Source organism: Bacteroidales bacterium (assembly GCA_014860575.1).
Classification (GTDB): Bacteria; Bacteroidota; Bacteroidia; order Bacteroidales; family JAAYJT01; genus JAAYJT01.
This window is the reverse complement of sequence record JACZJK010000016.1, coordinates 338,444-364,495: the sequence shown is the minus strand read 5'-3', so window position 1 is coordinate 364,495 and position 26,052 is coordinate 338,444. Positions and strand designations below refer to the sequence as shown.

Here is a 26,052-nt window from a genome sequence, read left to right as displayed (position 1 = left end):
GGTTACTGATTTCTTCTTCTCTTCGTGCCTTCGTCCTTTTCTCTTTCTCCCTTTCTCCCCTTCGCCCTTTCTCCCCTTCTTCTCTTCGTCCCTCGCCCCTCGTCCCCATTTCTTGTCTCTTGTCTCTTGCTTCTTCCGCTCTGCCTTTTTCTGCTGCCAGTTTTACTGTAATGAGGAGTTACAGCAAAACCGGCTGCAGCAGGCATCACAATCACTAATTCAAATTCAAATTCTGAGAAAATATGTTTAGTTTACGTTTCGTCATCTTTTAAAGGTTGTTGCTGGTTTCACGTTTCATGTTGCTGGTTACTGGTTACTTGTTTCTTTTTACAGGTTGATGGATGCTTGATGTGGGTTATACAATTGTCATTCGGTTGTTATACTTTGTTGCTGGTTGCTAGTGTTTTTTTCTTGTTTCTTGTTTCTTGATTCTTGTCTCTTGCTTCTTCCACTCTGCCTTTTTCTGCTGCCAGTTTTAATGTAATGAGGAGTTACAGAAAAACCGGCTGCAGCAGGCATCACAATCACTAATTCAAATTCAAATTCTGAGAAATTATGTTTAGTTTACGTTTCTTCATGTTTTAATGGTTGTTGTTTGTTTCAAGTTGCTGGTTACTGGTTGCTGGTTGCTTGATTTGGGTCATACAATTGTCATTCGGTTGTCATACTTTGTTGCTGGTTGCTAGTGTTTTTTGTTTTGTTTCTTGATTCTTGTCTCTTGTCTCTTATTACGGGTTACTGGTTGCTAGTTACTAGTTTCTTCGTCTCTTCACCCTTCTCTCTTTCTCTCTTTCTCCCTTTCTCCCCATCGCCTTTTCTCCCCTTCTTCTCTTCGTCCCTCATCCCTCGTCCCGTTCTTGTCTCTTGTCTCTTGCTTCTTCCGCTCTGCCTTTTTCTGCTGCCAGTTTTACTGTAATGAGGAGTTACAGCAAAACCGGCTGCAGCAGGCATCACAATCACTAATTCAAATTCAAATTCTGAGAAAATATGTATAGTTTAAGTTTCGTCATGTTTCAATAGTTGTTGCTTGTTTCTTTTTACAGGTTGATGGTTGATGGATGCTTGATTTGGGTCATACAATTGTCATTCGGTTGTCATACTTTGTTGCTGGTTTCAAGTGTTTTTTGTCTTGTCTCTTGATTCTTGTCTCTTATCTCTTCCGTTCTGCCTTTCTCTGCTGCCAGTTTTACTGTAATGAGGAGTTACAGAAAAACCGGCTGCAGCAGGCATCACAATCACTAATTCAAATTCTGAGAAATATGTATAGTTTAAGTTTCGTCATGTTTTAAAGTTTGTTGCTTGTTTCTTTTTACAGGTTGATGGTTGATGGATGCTTGATTTGGGTCATACAATTGTCATTCGGTTGTCATACTTTGTTGCTGGTTGCTAGTGTTTTTTGTTTTGTTTCTTGATTCTTGTCTCTTGTCTCTTGTCTCTTATTACGGGTTACTGGTTGCTAGTTACTAGTTTCTTCGTCTCTTCACCCTTCGTCTCTTCACCCTTCTCTCTTTCTCCCTTTCTCCCCATCGCCTTTTCTCCCCTTCTTCTCTTCGTCCCTCGTCCCGTTCTTGTTTCTTGGTTTTTATTGCATGTCTCTTCTTTCCTCTCTCCCTTTCTCCTATTCTTCACTTCACCCTTCTCACTTTCTCACTTTCTCCCCTTCGCCTTTTCTCCCCTTCGTCACCTCGTCCCTCGCCTACTGCCACCGCTACTGCTAACTGCACTGGGCATGCCTCTCCCGTTAGCCCTTTTTGAGGACTTTGCCCAACTCAAGACATACTTCTTCCTATGCCCGGTCAGGACTGTTGCTTTACCCCGGTCGCAGTGGTCCATTGTACATGGAGGCCGTCCGCGACACGGCAGGTATTGTAGTGCTTGACCCATTTATATTTACTAGCCGTCATTCATTGTTGTTCAGTTCTTATGTTTGCTTCCACCTCGCTGGTTGGTTTGATGGATAAATAATCGTATGCAACCATTCATAAAATCCAGGTTCCAAATCAGAAATCATGACTCCTGCCAGTTGATCGAAACATTTGAAATTTAATTTGTTCCGTGGCATAATCTTCAGCTTTTTTGCTATGTTCCTACCTTCTTCAGGTTCGGAACCACTGTAAACTCCCAGATATACCTCTCCCATTACCCGCACCGGCGGGTTTTACCCTGGACATGATATGGCTACGCCAGTACCCGGTCAGGGGAGGTGGTTTACCTTGCGAACCATCGGGGCTGCCACATTGGTTAGGCGGCCTTGCACGGCATCGCAGGCGATGATCTGTTCGCACCACAGTGTTGTTGTTATGTACATTGAAACCTGGTCACATCCTAAAGGAATTGGTTTGCAAAATGATCTTATGCCCAAAGAGACTGCTGTTAAGCAAAGTATTGGGCGGTTTGATATAGTGACCGTTACGACACAAGAAGCCAGGACAGGGGATACAGTTATCCTGTACCCGAGAAGCTGTCAGCTTCACAGTAATTGATGTGACGTATCGTAAGTACGTGTACTCCATAATTCTGAAGGGTTTAGTGCCACAAGTGGCGTTAAACATTTCCTTCAGCCCGGGGCAGGGCACAGCCATGCAATCCCGTCTTATTCGGGTAGCCTCACAGCCTCATGGGAATCCATGAAGGCGTTCGTCGTCGTTTATGCCTGCCCTTGAGCTGCATGGTAATTTAATTTACCAGCAACCATCGTTAAGCTTTTCATACACCGGATGCTGCCTGATATACAAGGCAGGAGCTAATCCTGTTAACCCGGGATGTATTCAATAAGCGATCATCATGAATTAAACCATAGCCAGCGCTCCTCAATTCGCTGAATAAGTTCAATTCTCCTTTCAATACCCGGGTTTGGAAGCCGGCTATGTGCACTCCTCAATGCACAGAGCCGACTTTTCCCGTGTATGAAAAAGCATTTTAAGTTACCGGTAGTTTATACCAGCAGATTAGGGGGCGATTGGCAGATATCCTGGAGGTACAGGTGATACTGAGTTGATAGTAGGTCTGGCTGTGATCACCTGGTTGACAAGATCATTGTCAAAACCATCTACAACGCAATTCGCATAATGAATATCTCCATACGTTGCAGGGTTCAATAAATTGCCACCTTCATCCAGCAAAACACCATCAATAGCCAATTCGTAATCGGTATCGGTAGTTAATTCATAATGATTGTTGCTAATTACAATCTTGATGAATATCATTTCACCGGCTGCTCCAACCGGGCTATCCTGGGCGTTTACATTGCCAACAGTTATAGTTGCACCATTAGTAATTGCTTGTCCGTTTGGATTTGCAGTCAAACCAGCCAGCGTATAATCCCAATAAATCATGGCAGTTTGGCCTAATGAACCACTGGGTGTTGCATCTGCCAAACCGTCAAAAATTGCTTGCAGTTGATATCCGGTTGAAAAATATGCTGCAGCAATCACATAATAAAGGGTATTCTCACCAAAATCATAAACGATACCTCCATCGGTTCCGAAATCGGGATCAAAGATTGCCGACTCAATATCAGAAACACACTGTGCAAAATCAGCACCGCCAATTGTATTGCCTACAAAATTAACGTTGGCAATATCAAGTGTAAATGCATGAACAGGCCTGATACGATAAACTTTTAAGTTATTTGAGCAGCCGTTTACATCTTCAACAAAGATTCCAACAAATACATATTCACCTGGATCCAGGATGAAGCTGTACCATTCAAGATTGATGGAATCAATACTGGATTGAGTGTCATAATGCACCTGACCAGAGGCAAGTACCGGACTGGAACCATCGTTTGGTTCAATAGCGGCGATGATACCACCTCCATTTTCTATGAACTCAGTTTCCTGGGTTACGAACCAATGATAGGTATGTGGACCTGGAGGCGTTGGCACATTGACCTTATAGGTATATTCCTGACCTGGAACCACATTCAGTGGGTCATCAAGGTCAATACAGTCTCCAAGAGGGGTAGGAGTGAGAACTACCTGCGCAACAGCATTGGATAAACCTAAAGTGAACAGCGCAATGATAAGAATTAAAATTTGCTTTTTCATAATTGTAAATTTTTAAGAATTAGAATTTGTGAATTTGTGTGATTGAGCCAGGAGTCGCCCCCTGGCGAAAATTGTGAATTTGTGATAGATAAAGCTTGCATTAATTAATGTTTAAAAATTATTCCTCAGTACTGGGTCCGTAAAACCCATTTTTGTATACGCTGCCAGGCCCGTAAAAACCCGGTTTTGTGAGATCAGTTGGGTTAGTTAAAACCCGTGAATGTTCCTAGGCATTCATTTTAGTTAATACTTGATTTTAAAAGGCTGCTTGCGTTTTGTTTCATAGGCGTCTCGTTTTGTTACTACTCGGTTGAAATATTCTGTTCAAGGTTCGAAGTTCAAGGTTCAAGGTTCTGGGTTACTTTGGTGTTGCTGGTTACGGGTTACTTGTTACTGGTTGCTGGTTGCTGGTTGATGGTTTGTTTTTGCTTTCTTCTTGTTGCTATGTCTCTTCGTCCCTCGTCCCTTCGTCCTTCGTCTCTTCGTCTCTCGTCCCTCGTCCTTTCGTCTCTTCGTCACCTCATCCCTTGTGTCTTTGAATTTTGGACTTTGGTTTTTAATCTTGGTTCTTGTCTCTTAGTTTCTTGTTTCTTGTTTCAAAAATCATCCTCAATATCAGGCCGTGGCCGTACCACCATGATCAGTGTCTGGCTGTTGGAGTTGCCACATTCATCGGTCACTGTAAAGTGTATTGTGTTAATGCCCAAGGGGAAATATATTGGTGGCGGTTCACTCAACTGGCCGGTTCCGGTTTCATCAATTGATCCGTTATCTTCGAAATCAATCTGCCATTCAATGATCAGGTCCTCCGGATCTGTACAATTATCATCCAAGTTTATAAGGTCGAGTATTGTGTTTCCAGGCAGGTGCAGGTAATAATCGGGACGCGGATAAGTAAGGTCATCTATCGGATAAATACCATCTGGGTTGTATAAGGCATCTATCAAGTCTTCAACGCAATAGATAGTATCAGCAGGCAAAGAGAAAGTTGGGGGAATTGTATCGTGAACCACAATAATCTGTTCACAGGTGCCAATATGGCCGCATTCATTTTCAATCTGGTAGGTTCGGGTGATAGTTTCCGGACAGGTTTCACTATCGCTAACTTCACCCGCAAAGGCAAAAGTTTCAACTACCATTGTATCGCAGATGGTATAGGCCAAACCGCCTGCAGCAAGAAACTCATCCAGGGTGCTAAAAGGTTCAGCAACATCCTCATGGCACGCATAGTCAATGGCTAAACCCGGGGGTGGGATCAAAACAGGTGGTAAGCCGCAAACATAAAATGACAAGCAAACAGGCTGGGTAAACCCAAGCTGATCGGATACCATCACAACAATGCTATCCACGCCATGAAATCCCATCAACCCTGTGTATGCAAAGCAAACACTGTTCGGATAAATGGCCAATCCACCGGTATTGTTACCCTGGATGATATTGCTGATGTAATGGTCGCCGGCGCAACTATGTGCGGTAAGGCAGTGCTCATACGTTACCCCACCGCAGATTGTGTCTACAAAATACTGAACGGTAGGCTGCAAAGTTTCGGGATGGAAAACATCAACCTTGTCTTTGAAACTTGTAAGATAGCCGAAAGTTCCCCCTGCAACATTGCCAACAAACTGAGCCGCATGGAAGTACTCGTCTGACTCAACAACATTGTAGTTCGCTAAAACATTGTTGCTAAATGTAACTGTTTTGTGGGTGGGCAGGCCAGGAATTGCATTGGCAGTAGTATAGGCAGAATAATGAACATCGTTTAATCTGAGGGAGGAAAGCCCTTCATTTAAAATAACAATGGTTAAAGTGTTGGTTGTGGAATTGGGGAATTTCAAAAACTCAATGTATTTATCGCCATTACAGCCATAAATAGGTGCAGCTATAGCCATTCCTATTTCGCCATTACTTTGCACGCTACCGTATTGATAGCAATATGATTCATGGCTGGTGCGTATGTAATGGTTCGAACCATTGGGGCCTGGCATATTGTAAGTATAATATTCGCCTGGATCCAATGTTGCAACCGGTGTGGCACTGCCATTTATAAATACCTGCGTCGCAGCAGCTACCGGTGTTATTACCGCATAGTTTGAATTACTGGGGTTGTAAGAGTCTATCCCTCTGAACACAACATAGTCAGTACCAACCACACAGGAAGAGACCAATTGGTCGCCATCACCATCTCTGCCATCCTGACCAGAATAGCATGTTCTTGCTGAATGTTGATTGCCGCTTATAACTGCAATATCCTTGGTGGAAACTATGAGTGTTCCGGTAACGGTTTGGTTATTATCGTTATCAATTACAAGGTAGGTTTGGAATGCATTAAGCGTAACTGTGTGTACCTGGGGTAAACCTTTCATAGCAGCAGTGAAGGTGAAGGTAACCTGAGTATTGTCTTCAATAGCCATTACTGAGATATAATGGTTCTCACGTTTTTGAGTATTGGGTGTACCGCAAACATTGGATTGGCTGCCGGTCCGGAACCTTCTGCCCAAAGCCTGCTCTCCTTTAATGGTAATTAGGTTTTTATTATTGGTTGCTTCAAGGCGATAAATGACCTGTATGAGTAAGTCGGATTCAATCACAAAGCCTCTGTTGAGCTCCGCAACGTTGTAATTTGGTGTTTGCACAAGATTCCAGTTTAAAGGAACTTCAACCGCCTCGCCTTGTGTTACCTGAAAGTTTTGATTGTAGGTGGTTCCGTCTCCGGTTCTCACATTAACATTAGCAGTACCGAAAGGAGATGTCAACACAAAACTTGAAGGGTTTGTATAAAGGTTTGGATTTCCATCATAGTTGGGATTCATTTGCCATATAGTGGGTACAAAATAGTAATTGGTAATTTCGCACTGTATCTTGAATTGAGGGGCGCTGCATGGGCAATAAGGATCTTCTTCATCTATTAAACCATTGCCAGTATCGTCAATTCCATTTGTGCAGCATTCGCAAAGGATATCAATAACCTGCACCGCAGTGTCAGTATTTCCGAAATCATCAGTTGCTACCCATGTTCTGAAAATCTGGTAAATAACCGATGCACAGCTCCCATCAAACACCTGCGTGCTATATTGTGAATAGGTTATAGCAACGTCGGTATCACAGTTGTCGGTGGCATAAATATCAACTCCAATAACTGGGGGTGGTGGCAATGGCTGGCACAGATAAAGTGTGTCTGCAGGTATGCCATGCAATTGCGGGGGGATCAGATCCACAACCGAGACATTTTGGATGCAGGTTGAAGTATTGCCCGATTGGTCTGTTACTGTCCATGTAACCGGAGTAACCCCTGCCGGCAGGATTGCAGGTGCATCGTTGGTCACACTCGCAACCGGAGGACAGTTGTCATCTGTTGAAGGCAAACCCAGTTCACCGGGCGACAGCTCATACTCACAACCTTCATAGGGAGTGGCTTGAACAAAAGCCAGTGATCCTCCATAACGGACATTTCCCGGAGTGTTTGCAAGTGTTTGCCAGGCATTCGAGCCAAGATCATAGCGCCAGGATGCGCTGCTGTTATTGCCTCTGAATGCATAGATTGACTCCCCATCGAAAGCAAGTGATCCACCATCACTTACTGTTTGCGGCGTATTTTGCCTGATGCCCCAGGTATTGGCTTCAATGTCATATCTCCAGAAAGTAGTCTGCCCATTCCCTCTAAGCGCATAAATATAGTTGTCGCCTGTGTAAACCAGCGAACCACCGCCCAGAACATTGCCAGGTGCGTTCTGGACAGAATTAGGCTCCCAGTTATCACTAATTATATTGTATCTCCAGAAATTATTTGTATTTGCACCCCTGAAGGCATATATGAAGTCCCCGCCGGTATATGCCAGTGCCCCGCCCCTGTTTACTGCAGATGGAGCATTAGACATTGAGGTCCATACATTTGTACTGATGGTATATCTCCAAAAGTTATTAGAACCTCCCCCTCTGAATGCATAAATAAAATTGCCGCCGGTATACACCAATGAACCGCCGTTATTTACTGCATTGGGAGTGTTTTGTAGTGTGGTCCATGTGTCGTTGGCAATATCATATTTCCAGAAATTGTTTGCTCCATTTCCTCCAAAGACATAGAATTCACTGCCAACCTTAAGCAAAGAGCCTCCGCCATTCACCACTGCTGGTGTCGAACTTATAGTTGCCCAGGTATCAGATGTAAAATCATACCTTAAAAAATCCGATGAACCATTCCCCCTGAGACCATAGAGATAATCTTCGCTATTGTCCTCAATATATACTGTAATATCGGAGGGGCATACGATAATAGGGTCTTCGTTATCTTCTACAAGAACATTAAACTGGCAATCCATTGAATTACCAAATCCATCAGTAACCTCCCAGCTAACTATGGTAACTCCGAGATTAAAGGCAATTCCATTTAAGTTTGAACCTGATCCGGTAGTGGCACCACTTAACTGGTAAGCAAATGAAGTGGAACTACAGTTGTCTCCGCCGGTAGCATTCCATCCTGTTCCATAATGTGTGTAAAAACACACTCCTGCATCAGCGCTTACTGTTTGGTCGCTTACACAATTAATAGTTGGAAGTTCGTTGTCTTCAACCGTTACTGTATAACTGCATAAAGCAGTGTTGCCGCTGCCATCGGTAATTGTCCAAGTAACAGTGGTAATGCCAAGGTTAAAGATCACGCCTGACAATGTGATACCTGTGCCAGTGGTGACGCCTGTTAACACATAGACAATCGAACTCACAGTGCAATTGTCTGTTCCTGTTGCATTCCAGCCTGCACCGTTGTGAGTATAGGTACAAACTCCAGGATCGGTATTGACTGTTTGGTTCCCTATACAATTAATAATAGGATCTTCATTATCTGCCACGGTAACGGTATGGCTGCATACGGTTGTATTTCCACTGCCATCGGTGATAGTCCAGGTGATCGTGGTTACGCCCGGGTTAAATGTAACTCCGGCGAGGGATGTGCCGGTACCTGCGGTAGCGCCGGTAAGCGCATACGTGATTGAGTTGATACTACAGTTGTCTGTTCCGGTGGCATTCCAGACAGTACCATTCTGAGTGTATGTGCAGGTTCCCGGATCAGTATCAACAGTTTGGTTGCCGGCACAGGAAATCGTGGGGGCTTCATCATCTTCTACAATAATAGTATGGCTGCAAGTTGCAGTGTTGCCACTGTTATCGGTGATGGTCCAGGTAGCTAAAGTCGTACCCAGGTTGAAGGTCACAACATTAAGTGTAGTGCCATTGCCGCTGGTGGCGCCGGAGAGGGTGTAGGTAATGGAGTTTACTCCGCAATTATCTGATCCGCTGGCATTCCAGCCTGTACCGTAGTTAGTATAGGTGCATGTTCCCGGATCAGTATCTGTAGCCTGATCTCCGGCACATAAGATCGTGGGAGCTTCATTGTCTTCTACCGTGATAGTGTAGCTGCAGCTTGCTGTGTTGCCGCTGTTATCGGTGATAGTCCAGGTAGCCGTGGTTATGCCCAGATTGAAGGTAACACCGTTTAGAGAAGTGCCCGTGCCGGTGGTCGCACCTGATAATACATATATAATGGAGAGAACTCCATTGTTGTCTGATCCGCTGGCATCCCAGTCTGTACCGTTATGTGTATAGGTACATGTCCCTGGATTGGTGTTTCTAATTTGATTTCCTATGCAGCTGATCGTAGGGATTTCGTTATCTTCTACTGTTATGGTATGGCTGCAGCTTGTTGTGTTACCACTTCCATCGGTGATTATCCAAGTTATGGTGGTAATTCCCAGGTTGAATGTGACGCCGTTCAGCGTGGTGCCGGTTCCGGTAGTAGCTCCTGAGAGCGTGTAAGTAATGGAGCTTACGCTGCAATTGTCTGATCCGGTGGCGTTCCAGCCTGTTCCGTTGTGAGTGTAGGTGTCGGTTCCCGAATCGGTATTTACAGTTTGGTTGCCGGTACAAATTATAGTGGGGTTTTCATTGTCTTCTATGGTGATCGTAAAGCTACAAATTGCAGTGTTACCATTTCCATCAGTGATGGTCCAGGAGGCCGTCGTGGTTCCAAGGTCGAAGCTTACTCCGTTAAGTGAAGTGCCGGTACCGGCTGTTACTCCAGTAAGAGTATAATTGATACTGCTCACACCGCAGTTGTCTGATCCGGTAGCATCCCATGTAGTTCCGCTGTGGGTATAGGTACATGTGCCGGGATCGGTGTCTGTGGTTTGATTTCCTGCACAAATGATCGTTGGGTTTTCATTATCTTCAACGGTGATGGTATGGCTGCATGTTGCCGTGTTGCCATTGTCATCCGTGATAATCCAGGTGGCAGTAGTGACGCCCAGGTTGAATGTTACACCATTTAGGGAATTGCCGTTACCTGTTGTAGCGCCGGAAAGGGTGTAGCTGATGCTATTAACGTTGCAGTTGTCCGAACCGGTTGCATCCCAGTTTGTGCCGTTATGTGTGTAGGTACAAGTGCCCGGATCAGCATTCACTGACTGGTTGCCTTGACAATTGATGGTAGGGTTTTCGGCATCCTCAACTGTAATTGTATGACTGCATGTGGCAGTGTTACCGTTTCCATCGGTAATTGTCCATGTAGCTGTTGTTGTGCCAATATTGAAGGTTGAACCATTAAGAGTTGTTCCGGTGCCGGTTGTAGCTCCACTTAATATAAAGGCAATTGATGCGATTATGCAGTTATCTGAACCTGTTGGATCCCAGTTTGTACCACTATGGGTACAACTACAGGTTCCAGGATCGGTGTTTACGGTCTGGTTGCCAGCACAAGTGATGGTGGGATTCTCATTGTCTTCTACTGTGATGGTATGGCTGCATTGGGCAGTGTTGCCGTTTCCATCGGTGATGGTCCATGTAGCAGTAGTTGTGCCAAGGTTGAAAGTCAATCCATTGAGCGATATCCCAGTGCCTGTTGTAGCCCCGCTAAGTGAAAATGTGATTGATGCGATTGTGCAATTATCTGATCCTGTTGCATCCCAGTTCGTACCAATGTGGGTATAGCTACAAGTTCCGGGATCGGTATTAACAGTCTGGTTGCTGGCACAGTTAATTATTGGGTTTTCATTGTCTGTTACCGTGATCGTATGGCTGCATTGAGCAGTGTTGCCGCTGCCATCTGTGATGGTCCATGTTGCAGTGGTGGCTCCCAAATTAAATGTTACTCCACCAAGAGTGGTTCCTGTTCCTGTGGTGGACCCACTCAAGGTGTAGGTGATGCTGCTTACACTGCAATTGTCGGATCCGGTAGCATTCCATGTTGTGCCGTTATGCGTGTAGGTGCAATCTCCGGGATCAGAACTTACAGACTGATTGCCAGCACAGTTAATAAGAGGATTTTCATTGTCGGTTACCGTGATGGTATGACTGCATTGTGCGGTGTTGCCGCTTCCATCGGTGATGGTCCAGGTTGCAGTGGTGGTTCCCAAATTAAATGTTACTCCACCAAGAGTGGTTCCTGCTCCGGTAGTGGCACCGCTCAAGGTGTAAGTGATACTGCTCACACTACAATTGTCTGATCCGCTGGCATTCCACGCTGTATCGCTATGAGTATAAATGCAAACCGAGGGATCAGAACCCACAGATTGATTGTCTGGACAGTTAATTATAGGGTCTTCGTTGTCCGTTACCATGATGGTGTGGCTGCATTGTGTAGTATTGCCATTGCCGTCGGTAATGATCCAGGTAGCGGTAGTGGTGCCAAGGTTGAAGGTGATGCCGTTAAGGGTGGTTCCCGAACCTGTGGTAGCTCCGGTTAAAGTAAAGGTGATGCTGCTCACACTGCAGTTGTCTGATCCGCTGGCATCCCAGGCCGTGCCGCTGTGGGTGTAAGCGCAGACGCCAGGATCAGTGTCTGCACTCTGGTTGCCGGCACAAGTAATCGTTGGGTTTTGATTGTCCTCAACTGTGATGGTATGACTGCATGCCGCATTATTGCCATTCCCATCAATAATTGTCCAGGTTGCTGTTGTGGTTCCCAGGTTGAAGGTTAAACCATTGAGGGTGGTGCCAGTTCCTGTTGTGGCGCCTGACAGTATATAAGTAATGGAACTCACATTACAGTTGTCTGTTCCGGTGGCATTCCAGGTGGTACCATTGTGGGTGTAAGAACATGTACCGGGATTTGTGCTCACTGTATGATTACCAGTACAACTAATGACTGGATTTTCAGCATCCGTAACAGTGATTATGTGATTGCATTGAGCAGTATTACCAGCACCATCAGTAATCGTCCATGTAATTGTGGTAATGCCTATGTTAAATGCTACACCATTCAACGTTGTGCCTGTGCCAGTGGTTGCTCCGCTGAGGGAATATGTGATTAATGCGATATTGCAATTGTCAGTTCCGGTTGCGTTCCAGCTTGTACCGCTGTGGGTGTATGTGCAAACTCCTGGATCAGTGTTTACAACCTGGTTTCCGGCACAGATAATTACAGGAACTTCTGTGTCGGTTATTGTAATGGTGTGGCTGCATTGGGCGGTGTTGCCATTGCCATCTGTTATTGTCCATATAGTAGTGGTGTTCCCGGAATTAAATGTAACGCCGTGAAGCGTGGTCCCTGTGCCGGTTGTAGCACCTGTGAGCGTATAGTAAATAGAGCTAACACTACAATTGTCGCTGCCAGTGGCATTCCATGCTGTGCCGCTATGGATGTAGGTACATGTTCCGGGATCGGTGCTGGCAGACTGGTTGCCCTGGCAATTGATAATAGGATTTTCATTGTCAGTTACTGTTATTGTGCGGTTGCATTGCACAGAGTTGCCGCTTAAATCTGTAACCGTCCAGTTTACGTTTGTGAGCCCTATGTTGAAGGTTACGCCATCAAGTGACGAGCCGGTTCCGGTGGTGGCATCGCTAAGGGTATAGACAATTGAAACGTTCGTGCAATTGTCTGATCCAATGGCATCCCAGGCAGTTCCACTGTGCGTGTAAGTACAAACACCATTATCTGTTGTTGCAAATTGGTTCCCACTGCATACAATAATTGGATTTTGGTTATCCAGAACCGTGATAGTAAAAGAACATTGTGCAGAGTTATCATTACTATCGGTGATAGTCCATGTTACTGTTGTGATGCCTAAGCCGAAGGTTATACCATTGAGTGTTGTACCCGATCCGGTTGTGGCACCATTGAGTTCATAAATTATTGATTCTATTGTGCAATTATCGGACCCGGTGGCATTCCAGCTATTATTTAAATGTGTGTAGGTACATATCCCCGGGCCCACATTTACAATTTGGTTATTAGGGCAGTTGATAATAGGGTCCACATTGTCTTCAACTGTTACAGAAAAAGTACAAATGCTTTCATTTCCCGATCCGTCTTCAACACTGTAAGTCACGATAGTCTGCCCGGGATTAAAATTAATTGTGCCAAGGTAGTTTATCCCGGTTGCCGGAGATGCTCCAACGGTAGCACCAGTGAGCTGCCATCTCAGGCTAACAATCTCACAATTATCAGAAAAAACCGGATTGGGTGTAGTAACTGTTGCAGCGCATAAACCATTATTGGTATCCGTAATAATATCGTCAGGGCAATCAATGACTGGAAATTCTTCATCAAGAACTTCAATAGTTTGTATACAATTACTTATGTTTCCGGAAAGATCGGTTGCTGTCCAGGTTATATAGGTATATCCAACCGGGTAAGGATCGGACAAGACAAAGCCATCACTTCTTACCCCGGCAATAGATGCGATGCTGCAATTATCAGTTGCAATGGCTGGGACAATTGTAGGAGAACCATAACAATCAAGTCCTGATGTTGGAATTGTAATATCGGTGGGGCAGTTGATCGCTGGCAGCTGATTGTCAAGGACGGTACTTTCTACTGAGGCTGCTATCATATTAGTGGTAAACTCATGAGAAACCCAGGCAGTATTTGTTATATTAGTGCACTGGTTGAGTGCAACCTGGCCACGGATGTATACGGTTCGTGTGTTGGGAGCTGAGTGTGGAATGGTGCCAAAATTATAAGACCCTGGCCATGCATACCAGGCTCCTGAACTTGTTAAGCGATATTCAGGGTTGCTTAAAGCCGTAATTGTATCATGTACTGTAACCTCAAAAGCCGGAGAAACCCCGGAATTAACAATGATAATTGTGTAGGTAAGTGTATTGCCTGTGTACACTGGCTCTGGTGACGCACTTTTTGAAATGCTTAGTGAAGCTTGCGCAAATACTGGGTTAAACCAGGCAGGTAAAAGAAACAGGAGAGTTGTAAAAATGAAAAAAAGAGCCGCGGTTTGCGGACTACCCATTGGCCGATGGCCTTGTATGGTAATGCCCCTTAACATAAAGGGGTAACATTACTGGTACAATAAAAAATTGTACACTTTTGGTTTCCTAATGCAAGCATGCCTCTTCTGATGAAAAACCTGCACCTGCCGTTTTACGCCGACAAATACAAGTTGCTTTTTACCCGCTTCGCTGGGTCCGAATCGTTATTGGCTCAGATCTTTTTATATTCCCGAGCCTCTACGACATGAATTAAGTCCGCGAGTGTAAGTTTATCTTTGTAAATCAAAAAAGTAACTCTTTTACGGCAAGATAATTCTTTTACAAATCGCAGGGAAACACTGAATTAGTCATACTTTTCTGAAGGCAGAAAATGAAAATTGTTAATAACTTTGAACAGCGCAGTTCAGGGCCTCAATGAAATCCAATACAGGAAAGGATATTATATCTTTCGTTATCAGAATTTTAATAAATAATTAGCAGCTTTCATGATTGCTATTTGATCCAAAAAACATTTTTTTCAAATCGTCACATATTCGATATATTGCTTACAATTTCCTTATTTTATAAGGAATTCAGATGAATACATTAAATCTTTACGAAGTTATTAACATGTAAAAATTGTTTACAAATCTTAAAATTTCTCTAAATCCCTGGTGCAAATTTTATAACATGGAAGGGAAAGTGAATTCCGGATCACGGATTTTCATTGGCGGATATCTATGAAAATCAAGCGGTTTCATAAAATCATTGAAAGAAATATTCACGAGTTGAAGGATTGTTAAACTATACAAATCCCAGAAACGATAACCTTAGCAAAATACATCAATAAGTCAGTCTCCTTCCATTCACCCGATCTATTGCAGAACATTCAGAATGTCGTAATTTTGCTGGCATACAAATCCTTAAAATCATTGTCATGAGAAAAACATTGTATCTATTTCTATTAGTATTTATTGCGGGTTGCGGAGGACAACAAATGAAAACACAAGATGCTGACTTACATTTTATTGATGAGACAACAATTAACCAAACGATCAACAAACTTATTGAACAACGTGGAGAGGCATTGAAGTTCAGGATAGAACGCGGAGTAAAACAAACAGCACAGCTTTGGAGTGAAAGCGATGGCACCAGCCAGGAATTCACAGCTTTTTGCGAGGAAAACTTTCTTGCCTCCGATCAGGAAATGGAAACCGTTTTCAACAAGCTGATGGTAAACTTTGAAATATTAGGCGGTAACATGCTCAGGGTTAAAAAAGACCTGATGCGCCCCTTACATCTTGATGCAGGGCCCATTCTCCCGATTGATGTGATGTTTGGAAGCTATGAACCAGGTGCTCATATCCGCGAAGATTTCTTCCATAACAAGATCGCTTTTGTGGTGGCATTAAACTACCCATTCTACACACTTGACGAAAAAACTGAATTCGGAGCCAATTGGTCGCGCCTTGATTGGGCCAAAGCACGTATTGGTGATTTCTATACTTCAAGGGTTCCCGCCAATCTCATCCAGGAAGTTTCGGCTATTGGAACAGAATCAGACAACTATATTGACGAGTATAACATTTACATGGGAAAACTTGTAAATGATGCAGGCGAATCACTCTTCCCTGAAAATTTACGATTGATAACTCACTGGGGCTTACGCGACGAACTGAAATCCAACTATGCTGGCGAAAAAGGGTTCGAAAAGCAAGAAATGATCTACGCCGTGATGAAACGTATCATTGACCAAAGCATTCCCGAAGAAGTGATCAACAACAATGCCTACCAATGGAATCCATTTGAAAATAAACTTCTCAATGGCGATCAAACCATTGACTTTAAGCCCGAACCAGACACACGTTACCTGAAGCTTCTTAATAATTTCAAAGCCAATAAAGATCTGGATCCATACTATCCAAACTTCCCGACTTATATTCAGCGGCAGTTTGAATCCAATATGGAAATCCCCCAGGAAGATGTCCGGGAATTATTCACTGAATTCATTTCGAGCCCACAGGTAAAAGAAGTTGCGGAATTAATCAGCGGCAGATTGGGCAGGCCTTTGGAACCATTTGATATCTGGTACAATGGATTCAAACCTCGCGGCACTTATACCGAAGAAGAACTTGATAAAATAGTTCGTGAAAAATATCCTGATGTGGCAGCTTTTCAGGCAGGGCTCGAGCCAATGCTGCTGAAGCTTGGGTTCAGTGATTCAAAATCTGATTTTATTGCTTCGAACACTAAAGTGGAAGGCTCACGGGGTGCAGGCCATGCGTATGGCTCAACCATTCGCGACGATAAAGTATTGTTGAGAACGCGCATCGGCGCCAATGGCATGGACTACAAAGGTTATAATATTGCCGTGCATGAATTCGGGCATAATGTAGAGCAGGTAATCTCATTGCATGATGTAGATTATTATTCCCTGAACCGAGTTCCGAACACGGCCTTCACCGAAGCGCTTGCATTTATATTTCAAAAACGCGACCTCGAACTGCTGGGTCTCAAAGATGAAGACCCAATGAAAAAACATATGAGCGCCTTGGCCAATTTCTGGTCATGCTACGAAATCATGGGCGTTTCATTGGTTGACATGAAGGTTTGGGAATGGATGTATGCGAATCCTGAAGCAAGCCCGGCACAGCTTAAGGAAGCCGTGATTTCAATAGCAAAAGAAATCTGGAATGAGTATTATGCCCCTGTTTTTGGAAAATCAGATGAACCTATCCTGGCTGTTTATTCTCACATGATCAGCAATCCATTGTATTTATCAAATTACCCATTGGGGCACATTATTGATTTCCAGATTGAGCAATACATTGCCGACAAAAACTTTGCTTCGGAAATTCAACGTATTTACCAACTAGGCAGCATTATCCCTCAGGAATGGATGAAGCAGGCGGTTGGAATGGAATTATCAATTCAACCAACATTGATGGCCACTGCTGAGGCAGTGAAGGCAATCAGGTAAGTTGAACGCAAAGCAAGATTTGGGGGTTTATTTTCAGTCAGTGATAATTGAATCCTGCCTTATCGCAGACTGCAAGGAAATATAAAATATTCAATTGACGTGCGCAGCTTTATGACTGGTTCACGTTAATTGTTTTGGAGGGGTTATTTAATTTTTAACACAAATGAAGCTGGTTGGACTGGCTGCTTGTTTTATAGTAGCAGCCGATCCATGCCGGAGCAACTTTTATATTTCATGAAACATTTTTCAATTCTTATATTTTTACTGGGAATGGTTCAGGCCCTAATTGCCCAGCCACCAGCCGGATATTATTCCAATGCCCAGGGATTTGAAGGAAATGATCTCAGGCAAGCCTTGCATCAGATCATCCGTAATCATAACAGGCAATCATACAGCCAACTCTGGAATCACTTTTATGCTACCGACCGTAAAGTAAATGGCACTGTCTGGGATATCTACTCTGACATACCTTCTCCCGGAACGCCCCTTTATGAATATACATTTTTCGATAACCAATGTGTGGTTTCCGGGCAGCCAGAAGGAAGCTGTTATAACCGCGAGCATACTTTTCCGGTAAGTTGGTGGGGAGGAGGGACATCAGCTTCAGATACCATGTACACCGATTTGTTTCAGATCCATCCCGTGGATGGTTGGGTAAACAGCCACCGCAGCAACCTTCCTTATGGTGTGGTGAATGGCTCTGCCACAACAAGCAATGGAAGTAAAAAAGGTTCAAACGCTTTTGTTTTTGAAGGCGAGGTGTTTACCGGAACCGTGTTTGAACCCATTGATGCATACAAAGGCGATCTGGCCCGAAACTATTTTTATATGATGACGCGGTACAAAAGCCGCATAGAAGATTGGAGTTCCAATACGCCTATGCTCAGCGGCGATGATTTAGCGCCCTGGGCTATCGAAATGCTACTGCAATGGCATGAATCCGATCCCGTAAGCCAGAAAGAAGTTGACCGCAACACTGCAGTTTATAGCATACAAGGCAACCGGAATCCGTTTATTGACTATCCGGAATTTGTGAACCTAATCTGGGGTGTAGGATTTGAACCCGAACCGGAGGAACATGTTTCAGATTTCACATCCTGCACAATTACGCTAAACTGGACTGACGCAAGCGGCCAGGTGTTACCTGATGCCTACCTGGTTCGCATGAGCGATAAAGGATTTTATGATATCGTGGCCCCTGAAAACGGAGTGCATATAAATGATGATTTCTGGAATCAGAACATTGCTTACGGAACACAAATTGCTATATTCCGGGGTTTAACAGCCAATAAAGTCTACTACTTTAAAATATTCAGTATTTCAGGAAGTGGGGCAACAAGCGATTATAAAACTTCTGGAACAGTACCGGAAATAAGTATAACAGCAAGATAGGTGCAAGCATTGCTGATATAAAAGTACTTTTGTCCAAATTCAAATTTTAGAAATATGAACAACACCTCCTTGGAGAATTTTCCAGGCTTTTCAAAAACCGCCATCGGATTATGGCGCCTTAACTCATGGGATTTCTCATCAGTTCAACTGCTTGATTTTATCAAGCAATGCATGGAAACTGGTATTTCAACTTTTGATCATGCAGATATTTATGGCAATTACTCATGCGAGGGGCTATTCGGCCAGGCCATGAAAGGTCAGTCTGCATTGCGTAGCAACATGCAATTGGTGAGTAAATGCGGAATTAAACTGGTTTCTGACAAGCGTCCCGCGCATTCTATCAAAACATACGATACGAGCCGTGCACATATCATTCAATCTGTTGAAAACTCCTTACAAGCACTGCAAACCGATTTTCTGGACGTGCTTTTGATCCATCGTCCCGATCCAATGATGAATGCCGACGAAACAGCCGAAGCTTTCGTTCAACTGCGCGATGAGGGGAAAGTGCTGTTTTTCGGCGTTTCCAATTTTTTGCCCTCACAGTTTGATTTACTCCAATCCCGCCTTGATTTTCCCTTGGTCACCAACCAGGTAGAGATTTCAGTAATGTGCCTCGATTCCTTTTATAATGGCATTCTCGACCAATGCCAGCAACAGCGCGTTGTACCGATGGCCTGGTCGCCACTTGCCGGTGGAAGGTTATTCAGCAGCTATGATCCGCAAGCTGAACGCCTGCATAAGGTTCTCACCGAAATAGGAAATTCCTTTGGAGGTTATAGTATTGACCAGGTTGCGCTTGCCTGGCTCTTCAAACATCCATCCGGTATTTTACCTGTACTCGGAAGCGGAAATATTGAAAGGATCAGAAAAGCGGTTGAAGCAGAAAAAATCAATCTGAGCCAGGAGCAATGGTTTTCAATTCTGGTTGCATCGAGCGGTGTAGAAATACCTTAAAGATTGAGTTCACTCCAAAAAATCACAAATTGCTGATTTTTAGCGTTTTAGCCCCTGACCCCTAAAGGGGAAACACTAAAAATTAGCAATTTGTGAAAGTCCCCTTTAGGGGCTTGATGGCTTTAGGGAGTAGACTCAAGCATGGAAGCTCAATTACAACCCGTTGCAAAATATTTATCCCACTGCAGAAAACTGTCTTCACTTTTCGTGATACCCTTTGAACTATTTTAAGACCTTTGCCAACCTAAATCCTAAAACTCAGATTATGCTCAAAATTCTCGGACTCGGCAATGCATTGGTTGATATCATGATCATGCTCCCAAATGATGAACTTCTCATAGAAAAAGGCTTACCCAAAGGCAGCATGCATCATGTTGGCCGCAGTGTTGTTGATGACTTACTTCTCAGAACACTAAACCTTAAGCGGGAATTAACCTCCGGTGGCTCTGCCGCCAACGCCATTCACGGGCTTGCCAGATTAGGTATTTCAACTGCTTTCATTGGCAAAATAGGCCCTGATGATCTGGGAAACATTTTTTATCTGGATATGATCAACAGCGGGATTTCTCCCCAACTCCTTCACACCTCAACCGAAACCGGAACCGCAGTTGCTTTTATTACTCCGGATTCTGAACGCACATTTGCGGTTTTTTTAGGAGCAGCGCTTGAACTCACCGCTTCCGATCTGCTCGAAGATCATTTCAAGGGCTTTGACCTCCTGCATATCGAAGGCTACCTTGCTCAGAACCATCATCTGATTAAAACCGCAGTGAAAATGGCAAAGGCTGCGGGAATGAAAGTCTCGCTCGACCTGGCAAGCTACAATGTTGTAGAAGATAATCTGGAGTTCCTGCACGGCATCGTAAAAAACTATGTGGATATCGTGTTTGCCAACGAAGAAGAAGCCTCTGCTTTCACCGGGCTGGAACCGGAACTTGCTGTTTCGTCCCTGGCACTGCACTGCGAGGTTGCTATTGTGAAAACAGGAGCGAAGGGTTCGTTGATAAAATCAGGCGAATCATTATACACGATTGGGATCATTCCCACTACCGTAATTGACTCAACCGGAGCTGGCGATCTTTATGCAGCCGGATTTCTTCATGGCTATTTAAACAAACTGCCACTTCAGAAATGCGGACAAGCCGGTGCCATACTTTCAGGAAATGTGATAAGGCATATCGGGGCGAAAATCCCCGCAGAGTTCTGGCCGGGGATTATTGCGGAAATTGAAAATCTTTAAACTAACCCGGTTCGAAAAAAAATCAGTGCGATTCTCTGTGATTCTTTTTATGTGGCTATATCAAAACTTCAGTTTGTTGTTTTTGTCATTCTGAGCGCAGCGAAGAATCTAGCCTACAGACAAAAAGAGATCCTTCACTTCGTTCAGGATGACAAGATTTTACATATCGGGACAGCAACTTGGGGGGTGTTATAAAGACTTCGATTGTACGGTTTATCAAATGCAACATCAGAAGTTCAGAACTTTCAAAGCCTTTTCAGCATCCTAACTTCCATATCAGTCAGATGCCGCCAGAAACCGCGTTGCAAATCTTTCTTGGTAAGACTGCCGATCATTACGCGATCAAGCTTTAGTACTTCGTAGCCAAACTGTTCAAAAATCCTGCGTACCACTCGGTTCTGACCCGAATGCAGTTCGATGCCAACATGCTTTTTGTTCTTTTCATATTCAACGTACGCAATCTCATCAACAATGATGGTTTCACCTTCAAATTCAACACCTGCGGCAATACTCTCCATATCCTTTTTGCTCAGGGTCTTGTCAAGTTCAACATCATATATTTTGCGAACGCCAAAACGCGGGTGGGTAAGCCGTTTAGTGAGTTCGCCATCGTTGGTGAAAAGTAGCAGGCCAGTAGTGTTACGATCCAACCTTCCCACAGGATAAATTCGTTCCTTGCAGGCATCGCCAATGAGGTTCATCACAGTGTTACGTTTGAAAGGGTCATCGGAGGTTGTGATATAACCTTTGGGTTTGTTGAGCAAAACATAGCGCAGTCTTTCTGACGAGAGCGTTTGCTCACCCAACTGCACCTTATCGGATGGACTCACCTTAGTGCCCAGTTCTGTTACGATTACACCGTTGACTGTTACAGCGCCGGCTTCAATCATTTTATCGGCTTCACGCCTTGAGCAAACCCCGGCATTGGCAATAAATTTATTCAGGCGCAAAGGCGCATTTTCATCAGCTTTAACTGGCCGTGATTTCCTAGCTGCTGGTTTTCCTGTATCGTATGAAGATCTTGGTTTGCGGTAAGCCGATGGCCTTTCTTCGCCACGATCCGATGATCTGCCCCTGCCCGAACCGGCTGTACTTTCTTTGCCATAGCGAGAAGGTTTATCATCGCCCCGCTCACTTGACCGTGGCCTTCCGGGACCGGATGATCTTTCTTTGCCGTAACCTGATGGTTTGTAATCGCTGGAATCCGAACGCGGTTCGCGCTTGTAACCAGAGGGTTTATCATCGCCTCGCTCACTTGAGCGTGGCCTTCCGGGACCGGATGATCTTTCTTTACCATAACCTGATGGTTTGTATTCGCCCGAATCAGAGCGTGTATCGCGCCTGTAACCAGAGGGTTTATCATCGCTTCGCTCACTTGAGCGTGGCCTTCCGGGGCCTGATGATCTTTCTTTGCCGTAGCCAGATGGTTTGTAATCGCCCGAATCCGAACGTGTATCACGTTTGTAACCCGATGGTTTATCATCGCTTCGCTCACTTGAGCGTGGCCTTCCCGGACCGGATGATCTTTCTTTGCCGTATCCTGATGGTTTGTAATCACCAGAATCAGAACGTGTATCGCGTCTGTAACCCGATGGCTTATCGTCGCTTCGTTCACTCGACCGTGGCCTTCCCGGACCGGATGATCTTTGCTTGCCGTAACCTGATGGTTTGTAATCACCGGAATCCGAACGCGGTGAGCGCTTGTATCCCGAAGACTTATCGTCGCCGGAATCAGTGCGCGATGTGCGCATGTAACCTGACGGTTTGTCGTCGCCTTGCTTACTTGTCCATGGCCTTCCGGGGCCGGATGATCTTGATCTTGTATATTCTGTGGGTTTATCTTTGCGGAACCCAGTGGAATCATCCCTGCCGGATTCTGATCTCTCCTTTTTGAAGGGTTTTTCGGTGCGGGCAGTCCTGCTGGCACCTGTTTTACTATTACTGCGTGGAGGCCTTGATGAACGCTTCTCAGGATTGTTGTCATCCTTTTTTCTGCCGCCCTGCCCTCTTTTGTTGTTTTCCATTGATTTTGTGAAAATTAGGCTGCAAAAGTACGAAAATTCAGTCATTCTTTTGGTGCTCGCAGATAAAAAACTCCTAGCCCGCTGTTGCGTTGCTTGTAATAAGTTGTACATTTAGGCTTCAATTTAAAAACTGCGGTCATGGAAGATAAACTTACCACAATTGCCTATCATACCTATTCGCGTGCTTTACTGCTTCAATCACAACTTGAGGATGCAGGGATTGATTGTTTTTTGTCCAATATAAATATCGTACAGCCTGCTATTGGAAGCGGTGTGAAGTTAAAGGTAAGAGACAACGATGTTGAAAAAGCCCTTCGTATCATCAAAAAAGCAAGTGATGTTGCTGGAAAAGGCAAGGAAAAAACGGTGAAACAAATGCACAGCGTGCGGCGTATTCTTTTGCCGGTTGACTTTTCCGATTATTCCCTGAATGCATGCCAGTATGCGATTGGATTGGCGGCAAAATTCAAGGCAGAAGTAAAACTATTTCATGCGTACTTTAAACCCGTCATGGAGATGCCTGCTTATGAGGGGGCTCACATGTACCAGGCAAACTTCGATAAATATTTCGAAGAGATTGAGATTAAAGCAAAAAAGCAGTTGCATGAACTTGTTCATGAGTTGAATCAATACATTGTAAGGAAAAAACTTGGAAAGATCAGGATTTCTGCAAGCCTGGCCAATGGTTTTGCCGAGGAAGCCATCGTTGAGATAATTGAAAAGTATAATCCGGGTATTGTCATTATGGGAACCCATGGCATCGGTGAACAAACTGCAGGGATCTTCGGCAGTGTAACCTTACGACTCATTGACAGATTGCATGTGCCGCTGCTCACCATACCGGCTTCGGCGACTTTTAAAGGGATTGAAAAAACAAAGAACATTCTTTATGCAACCGATTTTGATGATACTGATTATGCAGCCTTGAATAAGCTCCTTAATCTTATCCGGCTGTTTGACATGAAGCTTCATTGTGTGCACGTGAGCATAGGCCGGAAAAAGGCATGGGATTCAGTTAAAATGGATGAAATGCACAATTACATCAAAGAAGAATATCCATCGCAACGGCTTAAATGCTCCATCATGGTCAGCGATAATATTCTAAACGGGTTGGAAACTTATATGCGGAACAACAATATCGGGCTTGTAAGTTTCAATACGCATAAGCGCAACATGTTCACAAAGTTATTCACACCCAGCATTACACGCCAGGCGCTTTCACGTTTCAGCAAACCTGTTTTCATTTTCCGTTCGGAATAGCCATCAACGCCGAGCTACATGGTGGGATAAAAAGCATCCTCAAGATGATTGAGGCGAAACTCTTCCTTTGAGATCACAATTGAAATAATATCAAAGCGGACTTCGAGGTCAATATTATTGCGTTGCACATAGATGTTTGCAGCGCCTATCAGCATCCGTCGTTTTTCTTTGGTAACGGCGGCTTCGGGCTCCATGAGGAAGTTTGATGTGCGTGTTTTAACTTCTGCAACAATGATCTGATCCTTGCCCTGGGCGATCACATCAATTTCAAATTTCCCTGAACGCCAGTTGGTTTCAAGGATCTTATATCCCTGTTTCTTCAGGTGCTCAACGGCAAATTGCTCGCCGGATTTGCCTAATTCGTTGTGTTCAGCCATTTTTTATGTGGGATTTGTGATGCAGTGATGCTGTGATGCAGTGATGCTGTGATGCAGTAGGTGGATGATTGGTTGGAGTAATGGAGTATTGGAGTGATGGAGTGATGGAGTGATGGAGTGTTAAGTGGTTAATATGTCAATTTGTTGGTCTTTTAAACTTTGAACTTTGAACTTTGAACTTTGAACTTTGAACTTACAACAAGATCTTGATCGCGAAATAGTAGAGCAAATATATGGCAGCGAAGAGTAAAAATGTGAATCCAATGCTTTTGAGAATGTTGCGGCGGGCGGCTTTTTTGAACTTTTCCGGGCTGGGTTGCAGGAAAACAAGTCTTGCTTTTTCTCCTACTTCAAGGCTTACGGTTCGACCCAAAATCAGGGTTTGGTTCAAAGCGTCATGGCCTGCCGGAAAATCAAACAATACCGGATAATCGTATTCTTTCACGCCTTCGGCAATAATCTGCTGTGCTGTTTTCCCGAACGCCACCTGGTTATCGCGCATTTTGCTCATGCTGCCCACCACCAGGCCGGCAAGGTTGGCAAGCTTTCCGCTGCGTTTAAGCTGTTGCATCATGCGGTCAACATGATACAGGTATTCATCCACGTCTTCGATAAAAAGGATTTTACCAGCCGTATCGCATTCCGAGGCCGAGCCGCTGATGCTGTAAAGCATGGAGAGGTTTCCACCTGTGATCGGAGCCTGTGCTGTGCCTTTCCTTGAAAACTTACCCGCTTCGGTTTCGTAGGATAAACTTTCGCCAAACAAAGCCTTTCTCAGCGATTCGAAAGATTCTGCTGATGCATTGTCATCCTTGTAGCTGAAGGGCATGGGTGCATGCAGGGTTTCAATTCCGTATTGCCTTTCGATATGGGAATGCAAAGCGGTAACATCGCTGAAACCGGCTATCCATTTGGGGTTTCCGGCAAATTTCCTGAAATCCAGTTTGTCAATAATACGAACCGTTCCATATCCGCCACGTGCACAGATGATGGCCCTGATATTGTCGCTATCCAGCATGGACTGCATATCGGCGGCGCGTTTTTCATCGGTTCCGGCAAATTGATGGTATTGTTTGTACAGGTTTTCGCCTCTCAGCACTTCAAGCCCCCAGCTCTCAAAAACTTTCAGCACAGGTTCAATTTCTGCGGGCGTGACCCATCGTGCGGGCGCTATAATGCCAATTTTATCACCTTTTTTCAGAAACGGGGGAGTAGTCATGGCCGCTGATTTTTTGCAAATCTGCAAATAATTTGGGACTTAGAAGGCAAAACTTCTGCATCTGGTATTTGCTGTAACCGCTCCAGGCGGTCTGACGGGTAATTAAGAAATAGAACGCAGATGAAGCAGATTTAGCGGATGATCGCGGATTGTTGGTTGCCACTGACGTGTCTGCCGGGGCGGATTCACGGATAATTTTTTTAGTGCAGCTCTTACGACAGACAAGTTCAATGGCTTTAAGATTTATCCGTCAGACCGCGGGGAGCGGTCGGACGGGATCGTTTACCGGGTTTTTATCTATCCTTTCGCCGGGTGCGATAGGATTGGGAATACAGCTTCCAGCCGAAAATCCATATC

The 26,052-nt window shown here is 44.4% G+C and carries 11 protein-coding genes; 5 read left to right on the top strand and 6 right to left on the bottom strand.

Annotated features, from left to right (window positions below; translation table 11 throughout):
* Nucleotides 1–735: 735 nt before the first annotated feature.
* The 3 genes from IH597_04245 to IH597_04235 form a co-directional block, all read right to left on the bottom strand.
* Nucleotides 736–951 carry a hypothetical protein gene (locus IH597_04245; GenBank protein ID MBE0661659.1) on the bottom strand — a complete coding sequence of 72 codons (216 nt, stop codon included), beginning with the start codon at nucleotides 949–951 and terminating at the stop codon, nucleotides 736–738.
* A 1,997-nt stretch (nucleotides 952–2,948) separates the two neighbouring features.
* Nucleotides 2,949–4,049, bottom strand: coding sequence for a hypothetical protein (locus IH597_04240; GenBank protein ID MBE0661658.1), 1,101 nt, complete (start codon nucleotides 4,047–4,049; stop codon nucleotides 2,949–2,951).
* Nucleotides 4,050–4,645: 596 nt separating this feature from the next.
* The gene (locus IH597_04235; protein MBE0661657.1) at nucleotides 4,646–14,323 is read right to left on the bottom strand and encodes an HYR domain-containing protein; all 9,678 of its coding nucleotides are present in this window, start codon (nucleotides 14,321–14,323) and stop codon (nucleotides 4,646–4,648) included.
* 860 nt (nucleotides 14,324–15,183) lie between these two features.
* Here IH597_04235 and IH597_04230 point away from each other — a divergent pair.
* The 4 genes from IH597_04230 to IH597_04215 all read left to right on the top strand — a co-directional run bounded on the left by IH597_04230 (nucleotide 15,184) and on the right by IH597_04215 (nucleotide 20,815).
* Nucleotides 15,184–17,226, top strand: coding sequence for a hypothetical protein (locus IH597_04230; protein ID MBE0661656.1), 2,043 nt, complete (start codon nucleotides 15,184–15,186; stop codon nucleotides 17,224–17,226).
* 234 nt (nucleotides 17,227–17,460) lie between these two features.
* A complete protein-coding gene (locus IH597_04225) occupies nucleotides 17,461–18,618 on the top strand; it encodes an endonuclease (GenBank protein MBE0661655.1) in 1,158 nt (385 codons plus the stop codon).
* Nucleotides 18,619–18,672: 54 nt separating this feature from the next.
* Nucleotides 18,673–19,575, top strand: coding sequence for an aldo/keto reductase (locus IH597_04220; protein MBE0661654.1), 903 nt, complete (start codon nucleotides 18,673–18,675; stop codon nucleotides 19,573–19,575).
* A 265-nt stretch (nucleotides 19,576–19,840) separates the two neighbouring features.
* Nucleotides 19,841–20,815, top strand: a complete 975-nt coding sequence (locus tag IH597_04215) for an adenosine kinase (protein ID MBE0661653.1) — start codon at nucleotides 19,841–19,843, stop codon at nucleotides 20,813–20,815.
* A 245-nt stretch (nucleotides 20,816–21,060) separates the two neighbouring features.
* Here IH597_04215 and IH597_04210 read toward each other — a convergent pair whose 3' ends face one another.
* Complete coding sequence (locus tag IH597_04210; protein MBE0661652.1) at nucleotides 21,061–22,566, bottom strand: pseudouridine synthase; 1,506 nt, start codon at nucleotides 22,564–22,566, stop codon at nucleotides 21,061–21,063.
* A gap of 411 nt (nucleotides 22,567–22,977) precedes the next feature.
* Here IH597_04210 and IH597_04205 point away from each other — a divergent pair, with 411 nt between their 5' ends.
* Nucleotides 22,978–24,099 carry a universal stress protein gene (locus tag IH597_04205; GenBank protein ID MBE0661651.1) on the top strand — a complete coding sequence of 374 codons (1,122 nt, stop codon included), beginning with the start codon at nucleotides 22,978–22,980 and terminating at the stop codon, nucleotides 24,097–24,099.
* A 14-nt stretch (nucleotides 24,100–24,113) separates the two neighbouring features.
* Here IH597_04205 and IH597_04200 read toward each other — a convergent pair whose 3' ends face one another.
* Nucleotides 24,114–24,476 carry a YraN family protein gene (locus tag IH597_04200; GenBank protein ID MBE0661650.1) on the bottom strand — a complete coding sequence of 121 codons (363 nt, stop codon included), beginning with the start codon at nucleotides 24,474–24,476 and terminating at the stop codon, nucleotides 24,114–24,116.
* A 193-nt stretch (nucleotides 24,477–24,669) separates the two neighbouring features.
* Complete coding sequence (locus IH597_04195) at nucleotides 24,670–25,695, bottom strand: LD-carboxypeptidase (protein ID MBE0661649.1); 1,026 nt, start codon at nucleotides 25,693–25,695, stop codon at nucleotides 24,670–24,672.
* Nucleotides 25,696–26,052 lie beyond the last annotated feature (357 nt).